This is a genomic window from Pseudomonas sp. CFII64 (assembly GCF_000416235.1).
Taxonomy (GTDB): Bacteria; Pseudomonadota; Gammaproteobacteria; order Pseudomonadales; family Pseudomonadaceae; genus Aquipseudomonas.
This window is the reverse complement of record NZ_ATLO01000051.1, coordinates 216140-233109: the sequence shown is the minus strand read 5'-3', so window position 1 is coordinate 233109 and position 16970 is coordinate 216140. Positions and strand designations below refer to the sequence as shown.

The window sequence follows — 16970 nt, the reverse complement described above, 5'->3', positions numbered from 1 at the left end:
CCTAACCGGACGACGCGCAAAAGTCCGACAACTTTTTTTATGCCAAGGGCATGATGCGCACCCACCAGCGGGTACGTTCGACGATGTGTACCGGCAGCAGATGAGTAAGGTTGCGCAGCATGATGTCCGGTTCATCGAGACGGAAAACCCCGGACAGACGCAACTCGGCGACCGTGTTATCGCAGCCCAACCAGCCTTGGCGATAACGGCCCGCCTCGGCGAGGAAATCGACCAGGCGAATATCGTTGACCAGCAACAGGCCCCGGGTCCAGGCGAAAGGGTCAAGCGGCCCTTTGCCCAACACCGTCATCTGCGTTGCGTAGATGCCTAGCCCGTTGCCCGCTTGCAGACGGCGCTGCCCAAAAGAGGTGGAAATCAACACCTCGCCGCGCTCGACGTAGATTTCGCTATAGCCATCACGCTCACGCAGCACTGCCCTCGCCTGTCTGCCCTCACACTCAGCGAAACGGCAGCGCACATGCCAGTCGGCACCGTCCACCAGCACCTCGCCACTGCGCAGCAGCCACTCGCGCCCTCGTACATCCACTGCACTGCCGGTATTAAGCGTCAGCTCGGCACCGCCCAACACGATCCGGCGACGTTCGCCCGTGGTCGTGGCAAAGTCGCTGCGCCAGGCGGGCGGCGCTGTCGTAACCAACAGCGTTGCACCGCCCGCAACCAAACCGAGGCCGAGCAATTTAAGTGTGCGGCGACGACTTAAATCAGCTTCGGCCCGCCGTAGCAGCGGAATGGATTGAGCGGCATCCGGCAACTGACTGGCCTGGAACAACCCGCCCATTTGCTGCAAGCGTTGCCATGCCAGCTCATGTCGGGCGTCGTGGCGCCGCCAGTCGCGCAACTGCTCGTGCAACTCGGCGCTGCTGGCGTTGGCGCGCAAGCGCATCTGCCACGCGATGGCCGTGCGGACGATTTCCTCCGGCAGGCGCTCGGCAGCTGCACTCACTGCGGCGCCTCAAAGCACAGTCGATAGCAATGCATCAGGGAGCTCGCCACATGCCGCTCAACGGTACGACTGGAAACGCCCAGCGTCTGAGCCACCTGGGCATGGCTCAGGTCACCCAGCTGATACAGGAGAAATGCTTCGCGCACCGCCGGCTTGAGGCCGTCAAGCAACCGCGCGATGCGCTCCAGGCATTGCAGCGCCTCATGACGGACCTCAGGTGATGGATGGCTGGCCTCGGGCAACTGCGCCAGTGCCTCAAGATAGGCGCGTTCCAAGGCGTCGCGACGCCAGTGGTCGATCACCAGACCACGGGCGATACGCACCAACAGCGCACGCGGGGCATGAGCGCTGACCGGCTGGCCGCGCACCAGCAAACGCAAAAAAGTGTCCTGGACCAGATCCGCCGCCTGCTGCGAGCACCCCACCGAGCGTCGCAACCAGCCCTGCAGCCAGCCGCGATGCGTGCCATACAAAATATCGAGAGAAACGATCGAATCCGTTTCATGGAGCGACATGGAACGCCTCAGGCAGACAAACACAGAAAACGCCATGAGATGCACATGGCGGACGCGCGCACCTTAAACGCGAATCGTTACCATTACAACCTTTTCTAATGTGCCGTTCGACTATTCACCCAAGCTTTGTGCTAGGAGGCAACAGCGTCAAGTTGGCGTTTGCCTGGCTGAGGAAACTGAATGACAACGCTGCTGCGAAGGTTGCGCAGTTGGCTGGAGACTTTCCTGTGCGCATCGTCCCGGTTTAGATAGCGCATTTCCACAACAAGCACCCCGCAAGCGCGTTGCACTTGCGGGGTGTTGCCTGGCTAACTCAGCATTGCCGATGTTTGAGTGACATAAACGCGGGTTGTTATTGTCCGCCTTGCTTTTCGATAAGCGCAGCGAGTTGCTCGTACTCTTCTGACGACAGTTCGGTAAGCGGAGTGCGCACGGGACCTGCGTCATGACCGACAATTCTTGCCCCGGCCTTGACGATACTTACCGCGTAACCCGCCTTGCGGTTACGAATGTCCAGATAGGGCAGAAAGAAGTCGTCGATCATTTTACCAACGGCAATATGATCTTCCCTGGCAATCGCGTGATAGAAGTCCATCGCCAGTCTGGGTACGAAGTTAAATACCGCCGAAGAGTAAACCGGAACTCCGAGCGCTTTGTAGGCGGCGGCGTAAACCTCAGCAGTCGGCAAACCACCCAGGTACGAAAAACGATCGCCGAGGCGGCGACGGATCGAGACCATCAGTTCGACATCGCCCAAACCATCCTTGTAGCCGATCAGGTTCGGGCAACGATCAGCCAGTCTTTCCAGAAGCGGCGCGGTAAGACGGCACACGTTGCGGTTGTAGACAACCACGCCGATCTTGACGGATTTGCACACGGCTTCGACATGTGCAGCCACACCCTCCTGACTCGCCTCGGTCAGATAATGTGGGAGCAGCAACAACCCTTTGGCGCCCAAGCGCTCGGCCTCTTGCGCATATTGAATCGCCTGACGTGTGGACCCGCCCACCCCCGCCAGGATCGGCATGCTGCTGGCGCAGGTATCGACCGCAGTCTTGATGACCGCACTGTATTCGTCAGCCGCCAGGGAAAAGAACTCCCCGGTTCCACCCGCCGCGAAAAGCGCACTGGTGCCATACGGAGCCAACCACTCCAAACGTCGCGCATACCCGGAGGCATTGAATTCACCGTGGCTGTCGAAATCAGTCAGCGGGAACGAAAGAAGCCCCGAGGAAAGAACGGATTGCAGCTCAGATGGAGTCATTTTTTATCACCTGTTTTATTGTCATTGAGAAAGCAATTGAAGTCATACGACATCATATAACAACAAATAAAACAACCTTGTTGTTTGTTTAAAAACAAACAACTGCAAACTTGAGCAGCCTGCTCATCACTGATGATTACTTTCCCTTATCGGACTAATAAGAATATTGACTCAGTCAATGCCGTTATTGCGATTGACATAACTTGCGCGGAAAGAAAGACTCTGCACAGGTCATACGACGACTTACAACTAATAATAAAAGGTAATTGCTTATGCTCCGCTTGCATTGTTTTGCATCGCGTTCTCACAGGATTAGCAACTCTCGCCTCGCGCGATCTCAGTTGCGTAGCCCCCACACAATCAACTTGGTGCAAGCGCCATGAAAGAACTCCTGAAACTCTATTTTCTGGTGCTAAAGATAGTGGTTATCGCGTGCCTGGTGTGTATCACTGCGCTGATTTTCACCAACGTTGTGTTGCGCTACGGCTTCAATTCCGGCTTGTTTTTCACTGAAGAGATTTCCAGACTGGCATTCGTCTGGCTGGTCTTCGCCGGCTCCCAGCTCATGCTTCATGAAAAAGGCCATATCGGCGTCGATATCCTGACCAGCCGCGTCTCGCCCAGAACAGCCAAACATTTATTGACGTTGACCTATCTGTTGATGCTGTTCACAACCTCGCTGTTTCTCCAGGGCAGCTGGAAACAGACACTGATCAACCTGCACGTGGGCGCTCCTTCCACCGGAGTTTCCATGGGATTGTTCTACGGTGCCGGGTTGGTGTTCTGCGTCTTGAGCAGCATTCTGCTTTGCGTTCAATTGGTCAAACATCTGGCCACACCGGTTGGCGTGCCACTGTCCGCAACCGCACACGGGGTGCTCAAATAATGGCCCTGGGCGTGTTTGTCGGCGTGCTGATGGCCGCCTTGCTCATAGGCGCACCCATCGCCTATGCACTGATCCTCTGCGGCGTAGCTCTGATGTGGCTGCTCGGGGTGTTCGACGGCCAGATCATCGCGCAGAACATCATCAACTCGGCGGGCAGCTTTCCGTTGCTGGCCATTCCTTTGTTCATCATCGCCGGTGAGGTCATGAACAGCGGCGGCCTGTCCAAACGCATTATCAACCTGGCCATTTCTCTGGTCGGCCATATGCGCGGCGGCTTGGGTTACGTCACCATCTTCGCCGGGGTGCTGCTTTCCAGCCTGTCGGGCTCGGCGCTGGCCGACGCGGCGTCGCTGACGGCGCTGTTGCTACCGATGATGGTCATCGCAGGTTACAACCGCAACCGATCCGGGGGCCTGATCGCCTCGGTCTCGGTGCTTGGTTCGATCATCCCGCCCAGCATCGGCTTTGTCGTTCTGGGGGTCGCCTCCGGGTTGTCGATCACCAAATTGTTCCTGGCGGGTATCGCCCCGGGCCTGATGATTGCCGTTGCGCTGGTCATTGCCTGGTGGCTGGTATCCCGTCGTGACAACGACGTCGAACTGAGTCCGAAAGCCTCTGGCAAGGAACGTCTCAAGGCATTGGCCGACAGCACCTGGGCGCTATTGTTGCCCGTGATCATCGTGGCCGGCCTGCGCTTCGGCGTAGTGACACCGACCGAGGCGGGCGCCGTGGCGAGCGTTTATGCGCTGCTGGTGTCATCGCTGATCTACCGCGAACTCAGCCTGAAGTCGTTCAGCGAGCTACTGCTGCGCGCAGGAAAGACCACCGCAGCTGTCATGTTTCTGGTCGCCGCAGCCTCGATCCCGGCCTGGATGATCACCATCGCGGACATCCCGGGACAGATCATCGAACTCATTCAGCCCTTCATGGACAACCCGAAACTGCTGATTGTGGTGTTGATGCTGTTGATTCTGGTGATCTCCATGGTGATGGACCTGACACCGACGGTTCTGCTGCTGGCACCGATCCTCGTACCGGTAGTGACCGCCGCGAACATCGACCCGATCTACTTCGGCGTGCTGTTCATGATCAATTGCTCCATCGGCCTGATTACGCCGCCCGTGGGCACGGTGCTCAACGTCGTCTGTGGCATCGGCAACATGCGCTACGAAGCGCTGCTCAAAGGCACCGTCCCGTTCCTGATCGCCGAAGTCATCGTGCTCTTCCTCCTGGTGATATTCCCCGACCTGGTAACGGTTCCAGCGCAATGGTTCGCCCACTAAAACAACTGACAAAAAGGAAAAACCATGACCAAACAACTAACCGTTCTTGCTGCCCTGCTGCTGGCCAGTAGTTTGAGCTTCGCCGCCGAGTACAACGCTCGCACGATCAAGTTTGCCGCGACCAGCCCGAAAGGAACGCCACCGGCAATCGGTATGGAGATATTCGCAAAGAAGGTCAATGAGCGCAGTGGCGGCAAGATCAAGGTCCGAACCTTTCCCAATGGAGTGCTGGGTGGCGACGTACAGGTGCTCTCCTCATTGCAGGGCAACGTGGTGGAGATGATGACCTGGAACGCCGGCCTGATGCTCAATCATGTGACCGACTTCGGCATTCTCGATTTCCCTTTTATCTACAACGATATGGCCAAGGTCGACGCCATGCTGGATGGCGAAGTGGGCAAGATGCTGATCGACCAGTTACCGGCCAAGAACCTGGTCGGCCTGGCATTCTGGGAATTGGGCGTACGCAACCTGACCAACAACGTCCGGCCAGTGCAGAAGATGGAAGACATCGCTGGCCTGAAGATTCGCGCGCAACAATCGCCCTTGTTCCTGGACGCGTGGACCGCACTCGGAGCCAATCCCACACCCCTGCCCTTCACTGAAGTTCACACCGCACTCGAAACCCACACCGTGGACGGCCAGGAAAATCCGGCCGCGCTGATCCTCGCCTCACGGTTCAATGAAGTTCAGAAATACCTCAGCCTGACTGAGCACAATTACAACCCGCAGATTGTCCTGATCAGCAAACCCTTCTGGGACACATTGAATGACGACGAGAAGGCCCTGCTGACCGAGGTCGCCATGGAAGTGCGCCTTGAGCAACGCGAGATTTCTCGCCAGGCCGACAGCACGACGATTGCCGAACTGCGCAGTTCCGGCATGCAAGTCAACGAACTCGCCCCCGAAGAGCTCGCGCGTATTCAGCAAAAGGTCCGTCCAGTGATCGAAAAATATGCTGCGCAGATCAATCCCGAACTGGTGAGCAAAGTCTACAAGGCCATGGATTACCAGCCGCAATAACGGCGCTGAAAACAAGATTAGCCCTGCGCTGACCGTGCCATTCAGTGCACGACTTTCAAACAATCAAGAGGAAGCAACGCCATGAAAATTTCCGTCGCACAGATCCACCCGGTCGCTGGGAATCCGCTGCAAACCATCGACAAAGTTGCCGAACTGTCGCGTCAAGCTGCAGAACAAGGATCGCGTCTGATCGCATTTGCCGAATGCCTGTTGACCGGAGGCTCCTTCGACAGCCGCGAAGAACTGGAAAAAGGTGCCATCAGTCTCGACGCACTCGACCCGTTGCTCACGGCGACGGCTGAAACCGACATTCACATCGTCGTCGGCTTCTATGAAAAATACGCCGAGTCGATCTTCAATACGGCAGCACTGATTGGCCCCAAAGGGATCATAGGCTTGCATCGCAAGCGTCATCTGCCGTTCATGATCGGTGACCGCTTCACTGATCGCCCTGCTGACTGGACGGCGCCAGTATTCGACACTGAAATCGGCCGTATCGGCCTGGCAATCTGCTATGAAATCCGCTTCCCCGAAGTCATTCGCACCCTGGCGCTGGAGGGCGCTGACATCGTTATCCTGCCTGCGGCCTGGCCCGAGCAGGCGCGCCTGCTGCCGGACGTGTTCAGTACCGTGCGCGCGGCCGAAAACATCGTCTATTTCGTGGCCCCGAATCGTAACGACCTGGACGGCGGCATGCAGTTCATCGGCATGAGCCACATCATCGAGCCTTCCGGCAGGACCCTGATCCGCGCAGGACAAGAGGATGGCGTGTTCAGCGTCGACATCGACCTGGACAAGGCGCGTAACAAGTCGTTGATACGCGACCCGGGCGTATTCGAGATTCACCCCTTCCGCGACCGTCTGCCAGAGACCTATCGCCTCTGACGCCACAGACACTGCCAACGCATTCTCAGGTACTCGCAATGCACAAGAAGATCACGTCACTGAAAGATCGAATGGCTCAAGGCCCGACATTCGGGATGAACATCTACAGTACGTCCTGCATGGCCATCGAAGTGGCTGGCAACTGGGGTCTGGATTTTGTTTTCGTTGATGCCGAACACACCGCTCTTGGCGTCGACAAAGACATGGAAAAACTGATTCTGGCGGCCAACCTTGCCTCTATCCATAGCCTGGTGCGCGTTCGCGGAACACTCGAATGGGACATCCGTAAAGCCCTGGAAATGGGCGCTTGCGGGGTCATCGTTCCCCAAGTCCACAGCGCCACACAAATGCGGGAAATCATCCGCTACAGCAAATTCCCACCATTCGGGCGTCGCGGCGGTGACAGCTCGGTTCGCTCGGCGAATTACGCAGGTCCCGGATTTGACTGGGCCAGTTACACGCAAACGGAAAACGCTCGTAGCGTCATCGTACCCATGGCCGAGAGCTACGAGTTCTTCGACGACATCGATGAAATTCTCGACGTCGAAGGTATTGATGCGGTGCACTTCGGCCCGGCGGATTACTCGCTGTCACGTCAATTGCCGGTCGACTATCGCCTTGGCAATCCCGAAGTGCAGGAGCGTCTGGCGTTGCTGATCGAGAAATGTCATGGCCGCTCGATTCAGGTCATGGTGCCCTGCTTTCCCGCAGACACCGAAACCGCCCGGCGCCTCATGGAGATGGGTTGCGACATGTTATTGATGGGCAGTGATCTGTCATGGCTGAACCAGGCGGGACAACAGATCTCGGACATTCAGAAGACACTTCAGGAATAAAGAAATGCTTCATTAACAACAAAAAGCCGAATCAACAACTTGATTCGGCTTTAACAATCAGTATCCCGAAACATTAGCTGACCAAAAAGTTTTGACGCAACAGTGTCGCCTGAGTAAGTGCGACCAATTCATCGAGCTGAACATCAGGCCTTTCCGTTACATAAGACACACAGAACCTGGCCGGTTCAATAGGTGGATTGCAGGGCAACACCTTCAATAAATCAACGGCCAACATATCCCGAATCAACGGAACCGGAAGAATCCCGATAGCGTATCCGGCGGAGATCATTTTCGCGATGAACGCCAGGGAATTACTGGAGTGGAACGCCTCGGACACACTCCCGCCCTCTTTCAGCCACCGTTCAACGACTGAGTACAACGTCGAGGGCGCAGAATGCGTCACGATGGGATGGGCGCAAGCGTGTTCTGGAAGAAATTCCCCACCTTCGATTTCCAATTGTGCGGCGGCGACCCACTGAAAGGTCATCCATCCTAAAAAGACGTCAGTGACATCGTCGCGCGTCATCGGATTGGTCAGCAGCGCCAGGTCAAGCTCATGATCATTGAGCTTCTGGTTCAGCACCGCCCCCACATCAATGGTGATTTCAAGGGTGATTTCCGGATAATGCGCCTTGATCTCGGCAATGACTGCGGTCAACCCGACCATTGCCGAACATTCGTCAGCACCCACGCGCAATCTGCGATTCTGCTTTTGCTTGGCGGCAAACTGTTCAAGCTTCACGCTGTTATCAAGCGCCAGTTCCGCATGTTGCAGGGCGATCAGGCCATCGGCGGTGATGATCATGCGCTGCTTGCTGCGATCAAAAAGTTTCACACTCAACAAAGACTCCATCTCGCGAATACGAGAGGAAATTGCCGGTTGTGTCAGATGAAGATGTCGGGAGGCGGCATGGACACCGCCCAATCGGGCAGTCCAATAGAAAGCCTCGATCTGCATCAGGGTAATTCTCATGATAAAAATCGTCCCGCCGTTGACTCGTTGTTTTTTATTATCGCATTAAAATCATGCTTGTTAGGATGGACGGACTGTATCAGACATTCATCAAAAACAAGTAAATTCCAGCATGTATATTATTGAAGAACTACCACGACAGATCGCCAGGGAAGAACTTTCGATTCTTCTCGCAGCGGAGCCGGCAACGATCGGCCACTTCACCACTAAAGGTATTTTAAGTCCCCGGATAAAAGCGCACTTCCAGGACATTAGAACCGCTGGAACCGCAGTCACTGTAAGAATGCCCGGAGCCGATGGGGGAATTCTGCATTACGCGATGGGCTGCGCAAGGCCAGGCGATTTCCTGATCGTGGATCGCTGCGGTGAGCGCGTCACGGCGGCCATGGGTGGGGCCATGGCCTACGCAGCCAGACAGGCTGGAATCGCCGGAATCGTCATAGATGGGTTCGTCACCGACCTGGGTGAATTGCGCCAGCATGGGGTTCCCATATGGTCCTGGGGCGCTAGTGCCGTCACCACCCGGCTCAAGGGCGATGAAGGTGAGTTTTGCACGCCGGTCCAATGCGGCGGTGTGGTTGTTCATCCCGGTGATGCCGTGGTCGCCGATGAGAACGGCATCGTGATCATCAAGCCAGACCAGGTCATCACGCTGGCCCGACGCGCCATCGAGTTTCAGGAGAACGAAAAAATCACCTTGGCAAGACTGGCAAACGGCGAGAAATTCCCGGATGTCGTGGGTTCCAGATCGATCATCAACGCTGCAATCGGGAACCTCTGAACAGGTGAACAACACCCCGTTTTGTGGCCCCCTTTCTGCCATGTAGCTCCCTCAAAAAAACAAAAGGACTACCATGAAACCGTTCAAGATTCCGCCCCTGATCATTGCCCTGCTCAGCGGTCTGATCGGGCCCGCAGCCTTCGCGCAACCCCCGGCAACCACCCATTTCAATGTCATCGGTGGTGGCAGCCACAATTACACGTTTCGCGCAGTGGAAAAGCCCTTCTGGAACACGATCCTGCCCGCGAGTTCTGGCGGGACCGTCACGGCGCGCCTCAGGGGACTGTCGGAAAGCGGCCTCAAAGGTCCGGAGATGGTTCGCCTGATACGTCTTGGCGCCGTTGATGTCGGCATGGGCGTCTTCGCTTTCGTTGCCGGTGATGATCCATTCTTCGAAGGGATCGATCTGCCCGGTATGGCAGCCGATATCGATACCTCACATCGGGTTTCGGCAGCGTTCAAACCGGTATTGGCCCAACGCATGGCCGAACGACACGGCGTCAAGCTGCTGGCAACGGTGCCCTATACGGCGCAAGTGTTCTTCTGTCGTAGCCCCGTCACCTCGATAGAGGACTTCAAGGGCCGCAAGATTCGCGTTCGCGGGCGCAATATGTCCGAGATGATCAAGGCGCTCGGCGGCTCGCCCATGACCTTGCCATTCGCCGAGGTCGTGACGGCCATGCAGACCGGTGTCATTGATTGTGCGGTGACCGGCATTGGTTCAGGCAACGCGGCCAGATGGTACGACGTCGCCAACCATATCTATAACCTGCCTGTGGACTGGTCGATCGGTTTCTACGCCATTGGCCTGAAGCGCTGGCAGTCCTTGCCCGAACCTGTGCAGCGCCTGCTGCAGGAACAGTCCGACGTACTCGAAGCCAAGTGGTGGGAAGAAACCGCCAAAGAAAATCACTCCGCATTGGCGTGCAATATCGGCGCGCCTGACTGCCAGATTCACCATCCCGCCCATATGCAGGTCAGCACACCGACGAATGCCGAGAAACAGGTTGTGCGGGACGCCGTTCTCAATATCGCCAATAACTGGGGCAAACGCTGCGGGGTGCAATGTGTCGAGCAGTGGAATGCCACGGCCGGCGTTGCCCTTGGCGTCAGTCTGCAAAAACCCTGACGCGTGCCCGATCCGTTGAATAACTGTGAATCTGCGCGACAACCATTGTTGCGCGTTCTGAACACCCCGTTTTCGGAGAACCCCAGCCATGAAACCCACTGAATTTTCTGGTATCAGGCTCGTAAACAGCATCTCCCGGCTGAGCGCCTGGCTTGGCGGCATTGCGTTGATGGGCACTGCTTTGATGATCGGAATCGACCTGATTCTGCGCAAGACCATCGGCCTGTCCATGGGCGGCGCCGACGAAATAGCCGGTTATGTGCTGGCTATTGTCAGCACCTGGGCGTTCCCCATCGCCCTGTTGAAGCGCTCCCATATTCGGGTCGACATTCTCTACTCACGGCTCAAGCCGAAAACCAGGACGTGGCTGGATCTGCTGGCCCTGAGCTGCATGGCGATTTTCGTCAGTACCTTGCTGTTCCACGCGTGGGGTGTGCTGTGGGACTCCATCCAGTACCGCTCTGTTTCTACCACGCCGCTGCAGATTCCACAGTGGGTGCCTCAATCAGTCTGGTTCGCAGGCTATGTGTTCTTTGCCCTGACTATTTTGGTACTGGCTTGGGCGAGCCTGGCCCATCTGCGTCACCAAAGATGGGCGTCGATCACTGCGCTGATCGGTATCAACTCTGTTGAGGAGGAGATTCAAGAAGAAATCCACAGTCCCGCGCCGGGGCTCACCACTTCCCAATCGAATGGAGCGCACTAGATGCTGGCCTTTACCCTCTTCACCCTGCTCGCCTTGCTGGGCTTGAGCGTGGCCGCAGCGGTCAGCGTCGGGCTGCTGGGCATTTCGCTGTCGCAGCTGTTTTCGACATTGCCACTGAGCAACGCCATGGGCGAAATCGCCTGGAGCACCAGCGCCGAATTCCTGCTGGTGGCGATTCCGCTTTACATCCTCATGGGTGAGTTACTGGTGTGCTCTGGCGTCGCAGGACGCATGTACGGCGCCGTCGCCAAATGGCTTTCGTGGCTGCCCGGCGGTTTGATGAACTCCAACATTGGCGCCTCCGCACTGTTCTCGGCAACCAGCGGCTCCAGCGTGGCGACCGCTGCAACGATCTCGACCATAGCCCTGCCGGAGCAGGAGCGAAAAGGTTATCCGGCGCCGCTGTTCCTCGGCTCTATCGCCGCTGGCGGAACCCTTGGCATATTGATCCCACCCTCGATCAACATGATTCTCTTCGCGCTGATCGCCAACCTGTCGGTGCCGAAACTCTATCTGGCAGCGACGATTCCCGGCATTCTGCTGAGCTTCATGTTCGTCGCAATGATCGTCCTGGCTTGCATCATCCGCCCCGAACTTGGGGGTAAAAAAGAACACTCAACCTGGGCTGAACGACGGGCCAGCATTCCTGACCTGCTGCCGCCGCTGGCCATCTTCGCTCTGGTGGTCGGCGCCATCTACAGCGGCTTCGCAACGGCCAGTGAGTCGGCCGCCCTGGGGGTCATTGCAGCGTTCGCCCTGGGCCTGTGGCGACGTGCGTTTACCTGGCAAAATCTGGCGCAGGCCTTCGAATCCACCATGCGCACCACCGGAATGATCATATTCATTACCTTGTCGGCGTTTTTCCTCAACTTCGTGCTGTCTTCCATAGGCCTGACATCCACCCTGGTCAGTTTCGTGACGGACCTCAACATGTCGCCGATGGGCACGCTGCTGGCCATCATCGTGTTCTACATCATCCTCGGCTGCTTCATGGATACGCTGGCGATGCTGATCACCACGGCCCCACTGGTGGTGCCAGTGATTGTCGCCCTGGGTTTCGATCCCCTGTGGTTTGGCGTGATACTTATCATTCTCTGCGAGATGGGACAAATCACTCCGCCATTCGGGATGAATCTATTCGTGGTGCAAAGCATCCGCAATAAAGGCAAGTTCCTGGATGTGGTCTACGGGGCCTTACCCTTCTGTTTTGTATTACTGATGTTGATCGTGCTCTTGATCATGTTTCCGCAGATCGCGCTCTGGCTGCCACAATTTGCTTGACGCAAGCCGTCCCTGCGGGGTCCGGGCCGCGTGTAAACGCATTTTCCGTAGGCTCCGCGTTACAGCGTTAATTGTCAGACGATCCGTCAACCAATGAAGAACACTGCGACCTTGTTTCCCAAGGGATCACGAAGGTACGCGACGTAGAAATCATCGTCGTAGGCGTCTCGGTAGCCCGGGGCGCCTTCATCCGTTCCTCCGTTTGCCAGACCGCCCGTATAAGCCGCTTCAACCTGCGCCTTTGAATCGGTCCGAAACGCCAGCATGACGCCATTTCCAGCCGTCGCTGGTTCGCCATCAAAGGGTTGCGCGACATGGATCGTCCCCGGCCCATTCGATTTGTCGGCGACATCCGGCAGCGAAAAACAATACTGCTCTTGCGCCACTTCTTTCTCATAACCCAACGGTGAAAGAACAGCGTCATAGAATCGACCGGAAGCCTCGACGTCGTTGGCGCCTATGTACAAATAGCTGAGCATGATCTCCTCCTGACCGGGCATGGGTGTAAAGGCTGGCCGAGCCCGGAAGCGGCCAAACGATGCTGCAGAGACCGAAATACTCAGGATTCTAGACAGCGAATCCGGGGTGCACCAAGGGTCGACCGCTGAGTCATGAAAAATCCGATGGCCTGCAAAGACCAACGGCGCGTATGGGCTGCAGAATTGCGGCAGGCAGTTTGATCACGAGGCTCACGGGGCGCCGGTTCGGTGTTCATTGCTTATCCTGCGGAGCATCGAGAGGGACATCGAGGGTGAACGTGGCGCCCTGCCCGACTCCGTCGCTGTGCACGGCCAAGCTGCCACCCATTTCCTGCGCGGCCAGCGCGCAGCTGTGCAGGCCGAAACCGTGGCCGTCTTTGCGAGTAGTGAATCCATGGGAAAAGATACTCGCCATGTGCTCTGGCGCGATCCCATTGCCGTTGTCCGCCACCGTGATACGCAGTGCTGGCCCCTCAGCTAGGGAGGCGACAAACGTGATGCACGGGCTGCGATCAACCACGCCGCCCAGCGCTTGCCTGGCGTTGCTGATCAGGTTCACCAGAATCAGCAACACCCGGTGCCGGTCCAGCGACAGCAGGGGCAAGTCGGCAATCTCCTTGACCACCGTCACGTCCTGGCTCGTCAGTGATCCAGCACTCATGCGCAAGGCATCATCGATCAACTCCGGGACCGGCACTGTCTCGACGACACTGACGGCAACGGCATAGGACTGCTGGGCAGCGACAATGGTTTTGATGTGGTCAACGCCCTTGGTGAGTCGCTCAAGCTCCTCAATGATGCCCTGTTGCTCTGCTGTCACCACCTCCGCCAGCTTGAGCAGGTAGCCGGGCAGCAGCTTTCCTTTCTGGTCGCTGGTGAGAAAATCGCTCAGGTCATTAACGTGTTCGTTCATCAGTTGAGCCACCTTGCCCAGCCCCAGTGCTTTAGAGGTGCGCATCTGGCTGCTGACCAGTTCTGCCGATATGTTCACGCTGTTGAGGACGTTGCCGACGTTATGCAGAACAGTCGTGGCGATTTCGGCCATGCCCGCCTGACGGGATTTTGCATGAAGTTCGGTTTGCACTTTGCTCATGCGCAGCACCGCGCGAACGCGTGCCTTGAGTTCCAGCGGCGAGAAGGGTTTGGCGATATAGTCATCGGCGCCACTCTCCAGCCCGGAGACGCAGGCCTCGCCGCCGCCGCGAGCGGTCAACAGGATCACGGGTAAATGGGCGAAACCGGCACTGGCTTTGATTCTGGCTGTCAGGCCAAGGCCGTCGAGCTCCGGCATCATCACATCCGAGACGACGACATCGATGGGTCGACGCTGCAAGAGTGCCCAGGCCTGTTCTCCATCAACTGCAGTGGCGACGATGTAGTCGTTCTGCAAAAGCTCACTCACGTAGCTCAGCATTTCCGGGCTGTCGTCGACCACCAGCACCCTGGACTGCAAGGCGCGTTCCGGGTGCTGCTCGCTGTCTGTGCCTGGCGTCGAAACCTGGTCATTGCTACTGCCGTGGCGGCCGTCGTCAAAACGCAGGTGGCGCTGCTCGGTTGTACTCGGTGACGATCGCTCGTGCATCGTGCTGGTTTCGGTCGGCACGGTGTTTTGCTCAGCCCCCAGCGGCAGTCGAACGAAGAAGCACGCCCCTCGTCCGGGCTCACTGTTGACACCGACTTCGCCCCCCATCAGTTCGACCAGATCCTTGACCAGGGCGAGACCAATGCCTGTGCCGCTGTAGTGGCGCGTGGCGGAATTGTCGATCTGGGAAAAACGCTGGAACAGCAGCGGCAGTTTGTCGTGCGCAATGCCAATCCCCGAATCTTGCACCGCGAGTTCAAATCGTTCGCCCTCAAGCGCAGTTACTGCCAGGTGCACGGTGCCGCCAGCGGGCGTGAACTTGATGGCATTGCTCACCAGATTGAGAAGAATCTTTTCGAAGTGGCCGGGATCCAGGAAAACCGTGCCGAGCGCGGGATCGATGCTGCAAGTTAACGTACAGCCTTTGCCCTTGGCCACCATCGCGGCGTCCTCGGCCAGCACGCCAACCGCTTTGTTCAAGTCAACGGGTGCCGGACACAGCTCAAACTTGCCCGCTTCGGCCTTGGAGAAATCGAGGATGTCGTTCACCCGGTTCATCAGGCGCAGCGCGTTGCGTTGGGCGCGGTCGATTTGCACACGCCAGTCCGGCGGCGGGAGGGTCGCCGTCGAGAGCTGCTCCAGGGGGGCGAGAATGAGAGTCAGAGGGGTGCGCAGTTCGTGGCTGACCGTGGCAACGAAATCGCTCTTTGCCTGGTTCGCCGTCTCGGCCTGATTGCGTGCCTGAATGAGTTCGACGGCCTGCGCCTCCAGCACCTCGGTCTGCTGGTGCAGCGCGTCGGTCCGTTCGGCGACCATTCTTTCCAGAGAGGCCTGCACTTGCTGTCGTTCGGCTTCGGCCTCGGCTTCTAACACCCGGATGCGTAGGGCATTCTCCTGGAACACCCGTACGGCGCGGGTCATGATCCCGATCTCGTCGCCGCGTCCGGCGCTGGCGATCTCGGTGGTCAGGTCGCCGGCCGCAAGCCGGCGCATCGCCGAGGCCAAGGCCACGATGGGCTGCGCGATAAATCGCGAGGTGCTCCAGGCGATGGCGCCGGCCAGCAGGATAGCGACGCTACCGGCGATCACCGTGGCAAACATGCCGCGATCATTGTGGGCCAGGGCATCGGACCGCGCTTCTCCAGCAAAGCGTGCAACCAACAGACCGGCGCTGCGCGCCTCGTTGCGAACCTGGTCGCGCGCGTCGCTCAATGAGTTGCTCGCCTGATGGAACCGGGCGAATGCCGCCCGGTAGCCGACAATCTGATCGCTGACCGTCAAAGGCGTAGCCTTGGCTTGCAGCCCCACGGTTGAAGGGAGAACGCGAGCGAGACGGGAGAGCTCGTCCAGGATAGCGCCGACCGAGCTGGCGACTTCGGCCGACGGCGACAGGCGAAACGACAAGGTCTGTGCCTCCAGGGTGGCCACGCGCTCGGCGAAACGCTTGGACAACGCAGCTGCATTGCGCAGCAAACCGGTTGCAGCCTGAATGTCGTTTGCGTCATGGGCAACGTGCTCGTCCACTTCACCCAACATTACCTCGAGGCGCTCGACCAGATCCCCGACGGCGGCGAGATGCCGCAAAGCCTCGTCTCCCCGAAGCCTGGGCGCCTCGCCAAGGTGCTCGACCGCCAGGCTGGCAGCAGCGACCGCCGTCGCCAACTGGTCCAGGATCTCTCCCTCCTGCGGCGTCCCCATCATCTCACGCAATTGCTCGACCACGGGCGGGAGTGCCGCGCAGGCGTTGCGGGCTGCAGTGGCGGCCGAATCATCGCCGGTCACCAGCATCCTGGCCACATTGGCGGTGATGATCCGTTCGCCGTTGCGCAGGATATCCAGAATGCGATGAGCGCTTTCGATGTCGCTCACCCGCGTCTGGTGGTCAGCGGCGCGGGAATCAACACCCTTCAGCCCTTCGGCGATACCCTGTTCGACGAGGATCGTCGCCTCTCGCATCCGGCCGTAGTGGGATGTCATGTTCTCCGTTTCGCCATCCATGGTCAGGGTCGCCGCCCGCAAGGCGGCGATCGCCCCGGCGAGCCTATCAAGGCTGCCTTTGAGCGATTCCGCCTCAGCCACCGGAATGGCGCTGAGGCCCGCGATAGCCGTCGCCACCATGCCTTCGGCCTGCGAAAGGCTTTCCTGATCGCGGGTGGCGATGAAGTTTTCCACTCGCCCGGTGGCCCCGTTGACCGACGCCAGAATTTCCGCGGAATGGCTGGCCGAATCCACAGCACGTACCATGCCGCGCAAGCCATAGAGGTTCACTAGCGAGACCGCCAGCATCAGGAACACCAGTGCGGCGACCGCCAGGCCAATTTTGACGGCAATGGGCCTGTCCCTGACGGGTTTGAATGTCAACATGGCGCCTCGCATCCTCGCC

15 protein-coding genes are annotated in these 16970 nt (G+C 58.2%); 9 read left to right on the top strand and 6 right to left on the bottom strand.

Features of this window, described 5'->3' with window-relative positions; all coding sequences use genetic code 11:
* Window positions 1-37: 37 nt before the first annotated feature.
* The 3 genes from CFII64_RS26625 to kdgD form a co-directional block, all read right to left on the bottom strand.
* Window positions 38-964, bottom strand: coding sequence for a DUF4880 domain-containing protein (locus CFII64_RS26625; RefSeq protein ID WP_020293977.1), 927 nt, complete (start codon window positions 962-964; stop codon window positions 38-40).
* Window positions 961-1479, bottom strand: coding sequence for a sigma-70 family RNA polymerase sigma factor (locus CFII64_RS26620; RefSeq protein WP_020293976.1), 519 nt, complete (start codon window positions 1477-1479; stop codon window positions 961-963). The genes CFII64_RS26625 and CFII64_RS26620 overlap by 4 nt, the downstream gene beginning before the upstream one ends.
* Window positions 1480-1831: 352 nt before the next feature.
* Window positions 1832-2743 (bottom strand): 5-dehydro-4-deoxyglucarate dehydratase, encoded by a 912-nt coding sequence (kdgD, locus tag CFII64_RS26615; protein WP_020293975.1) that lies wholly within the window; start codon window positions 2741-2743, stop codon window positions 1832-1834.
* A 379-nt stretch (window positions 2744-3122) separates the two neighbouring features.
* Here kdgD and CFII64_RS26610 point away from each other — a divergent pair, with 379 nt between their 5' ends.
* The 5 genes from CFII64_RS26610 to CFII64_RS26590 all read left to right on the top strand — a co-directional run bounded on the left by CFII64_RS26610 (window position 3123) and on the right by CFII64_RS26590 (window position 7656).
* On the top strand, window positions 3123-3629 hold the full coding sequence (locus tag CFII64_RS26610; RefSeq protein ID WP_020293974.1) for a TRAP transporter small permease: 507 nt from the start codon (window positions 3123-3125) through the stop codon (window positions 3627-3629).
* On the top strand, window positions 3629-4912 hold the full coding sequence (locus CFII64_RS26605; protein WP_020293973.1) for a TRAP transporter large permease subunit: 1284 nt from the start codon (window positions 3629-3631) through the stop codon (window positions 4910-4912). Before CFII64_RS26610 ends, CFII64_RS26605 begins: the two co-directional genes overlap by 1 nt.
* Before the next feature lie 24 nt (window positions 4913-4936).
* Window positions 4937-5935, top strand: coding sequence for a TRAP transporter substrate-binding protein (locus tag CFII64_RS26600; RefSeq protein ID WP_020293972.1), 999 nt, complete (start codon window positions 4937-4939; stop codon window positions 5933-5935).
* A gap of 81 nt (window positions 5936-6016) precedes the next feature.
* Window positions 6017-6820 carry a carbon-nitrogen hydrolase family protein gene (locus CFII64_RS26595; RefSeq protein ID WP_020293971.1) on the top strand — a complete coding sequence of 268 codons (804 nt, stop codon included), beginning with the start codon at window positions 6017-6019 and terminating at the stop codon, window positions 6818-6820.
* Between the two features lie 38 nt (window positions 6821-6858).
* Window positions 6859-7656: an HpcH/HpaI aldolase/citrate lyase family protein gene (locus CFII64_RS26590; protein ID WP_020293970.1), complete on the top strand. Its 798-nt coding sequence runs from the start codon at window positions 6859-6861 to the stop codon at window positions 7654-7656.
* A 73-nt stretch (window positions 7657-7729) separates the two neighbouring features.
* Here CFII64_RS26590 and CFII64_RS26585 read toward each other — a convergent pair whose 3' ends face one another.
* Complete coding sequence (locus CFII64_RS26585; RefSeq protein WP_044901710.1) at window positions 7730-8629, bottom strand: LysR family transcriptional regulator; 900 nt, start codon at window positions 8627-8629, stop codon at window positions 7730-7732.
* Between the two features lie 112 nt (window positions 8630-8741).
* Here CFII64_RS26585 and CFII64_RS26580 point away from each other — a divergent pair, with 112 nt between their 5' ends.
* From CFII64_RS26580 to CFII64_RS26565, 4 genes are all read left to right on the top strand, one after another.
* Window positions 8742-9410 carry an RraA family protein gene (locus CFII64_RS26580; RefSeq protein WP_020293968.1) on the top strand — a complete coding sequence of 223 codons (669 nt, stop codon included), beginning with the start codon at window positions 8742-8744 and terminating at the stop codon, window positions 9408-9410.
* 73 nt (window positions 9411-9483) lie between these two features.
* On the top strand, window positions 9484-10539 hold the full coding sequence (dctP, locus tag CFII64_RS26575; protein ID WP_020293967.1) for a TRAP transporter substrate-binding protein DctP: 1056 nt from the start codon (window positions 9484-9486) through the stop codon (window positions 10537-10539).
* An 88-nt stretch (window positions 10540-10627) separates the two neighbouring features.
* Entirely contained in the window at window positions 10628-11245 is a 618-nt protein-coding gene (locus CFII64_RS26570; protein ID WP_020293966.1) for a TRAP transporter small permease subunit, read from the top strand.
* The gene (locus tag CFII64_RS26565; protein ID WP_020293965.1) at window positions 11246-12526 is read left to right on the top strand and encodes a TRAP transporter large permease; all 1281 of its coding nucleotides are present in this window, start codon (window positions 11246-11248) and stop codon (window positions 12524-12526) included.
* A gap of 86 nt (window positions 12527-12612) precedes the next feature.
* Here the strand turns inward: CFII64_RS26565 and CFII64_RS26560 are convergent, their stop codons facing one another.
* Together CFII64_RS26560 and CFII64_RS26555 are read right to left on the bottom strand one after the other, a co-directional pair.
* Window positions 12613-13005, bottom strand: coding sequence for a VOC family protein (locus CFII64_RS26560; protein WP_020293964.1), 393 nt, complete (start codon window positions 13003-13005; stop codon window positions 12613-12615).
* 232 nt (window positions 13006-13237) lie between these two features.
* Window positions 13238-16951, bottom strand: coding sequence for an ATP-binding protein (locus CFII64_RS26555; protein ID WP_020293963.1), 3714 nt, complete (start codon window positions 16949-16951; stop codon window positions 13238-13240).
* Window positions 16952-16970: the final 19 nt, after the last annotated feature.

What these genes read in the sequence shown, in the direction of transcription:
- CFII64_RS26600 (WP_020293972.1), top strand. Translation starts at nt 4,937, where the DNA reads ATGACCAAACAACTAACCGTTCTTGCTGCCCTGCTGCTGGCCAGTAGT.
- CFII64_RS26555 (WP_020293963.1), bottom strand. Translation starts at nt 16,951, where the DNA reads ATGTTGACATTCAAACCCGTCAGGGACAGGCCCATTGCCGTCAAAATT.
- CFII64_RS26570 (WP_020293966.1), top strand. Translation starts at nt 10,628, where the DNA reads ATGAAACCCACTGAATTTTCTGGTATCAGGCTCGTAAACAGCATCTCC.
- CFII64_RS26565 (WP_020293965.1), top strand. Translation starts at nt 11,246, where the DNA reads ATGCTGGCCTTTACCCTCTTCACCCTGCTCGCCTTGCTGGGCTTGAGC.
- CFII64_RS26580 (WP_020293968.1), top strand. Translation starts at nt 8,742, where the DNA reads ATGTATATTATTGAAGAACTACCACGACAGATCGCCAGGGAAGAACTT.
- CFII64_RS26605 (WP_020293973.1), top strand. Translation starts at nt 3,629, where the DNA reads ATGGCCCTGGGCGTGTTTGTCGGCGTGCTGATGGCCGCCTTGCTCATA.
- CFII64_RS26620 (WP_020293976.1), bottom strand. Translation starts at nt 1,479, where the DNA reads ATGTCGCTCCATGAAACGGATTCGATCGTTTCTCTCGATATTTTGTAT.
- CFII64_RS26590 (WP_020293970.1), top strand. Translation starts at nt 6,859, where the DNA reads ATGCACAAGAAGATCACGTCACTGAAAGATCGAATGGCTCAAGGCCCG.
- dctP (WP_020293967.1), top strand. Translation starts at nt 9,484, where the DNA reads ATGAAACCGTTCAAGATTCCGCCCCTGATCATTGCCCTGCTCAGCGGT.
- CFII64_RS26560 (WP_020293964.1), bottom strand. Translation starts at nt 13,005, where the DNA reads ATGCTCAGCTATTTGTACATAGGCGCCAACGACGTCGAGGCTTCCGGT.
- CFII64_RS26610 (WP_020293974.1), top strand. Translation starts at nt 3,123, where the DNA reads ATGAAAGAACTCCTGAAACTCTATTTTCTGGTGCTAAAGATAGTGGTT.
- CFII64_RS26585 (WP_044901710.1), bottom strand. Translation starts at nt 8,629, where the DNA reads ATGAGAATTACCCTGATGCAGATCGAGGCTTTCTATTGGACTGCCCGA.
- kdgD (WP_020293975.1), bottom strand. Translation starts at nt 2,743, where the DNA reads ATGACTCCATCTGAGCTGCAATCCGTTCTTTCCTCGGGGCTTCTTTCG.
- CFII64_RS26595 (WP_020293971.1), top strand. Translation starts at nt 6,017, where the DNA reads ATGAAAATTTCCGTCGCACAGATCCACCCGGTCGCTGGGAATCCGCTG.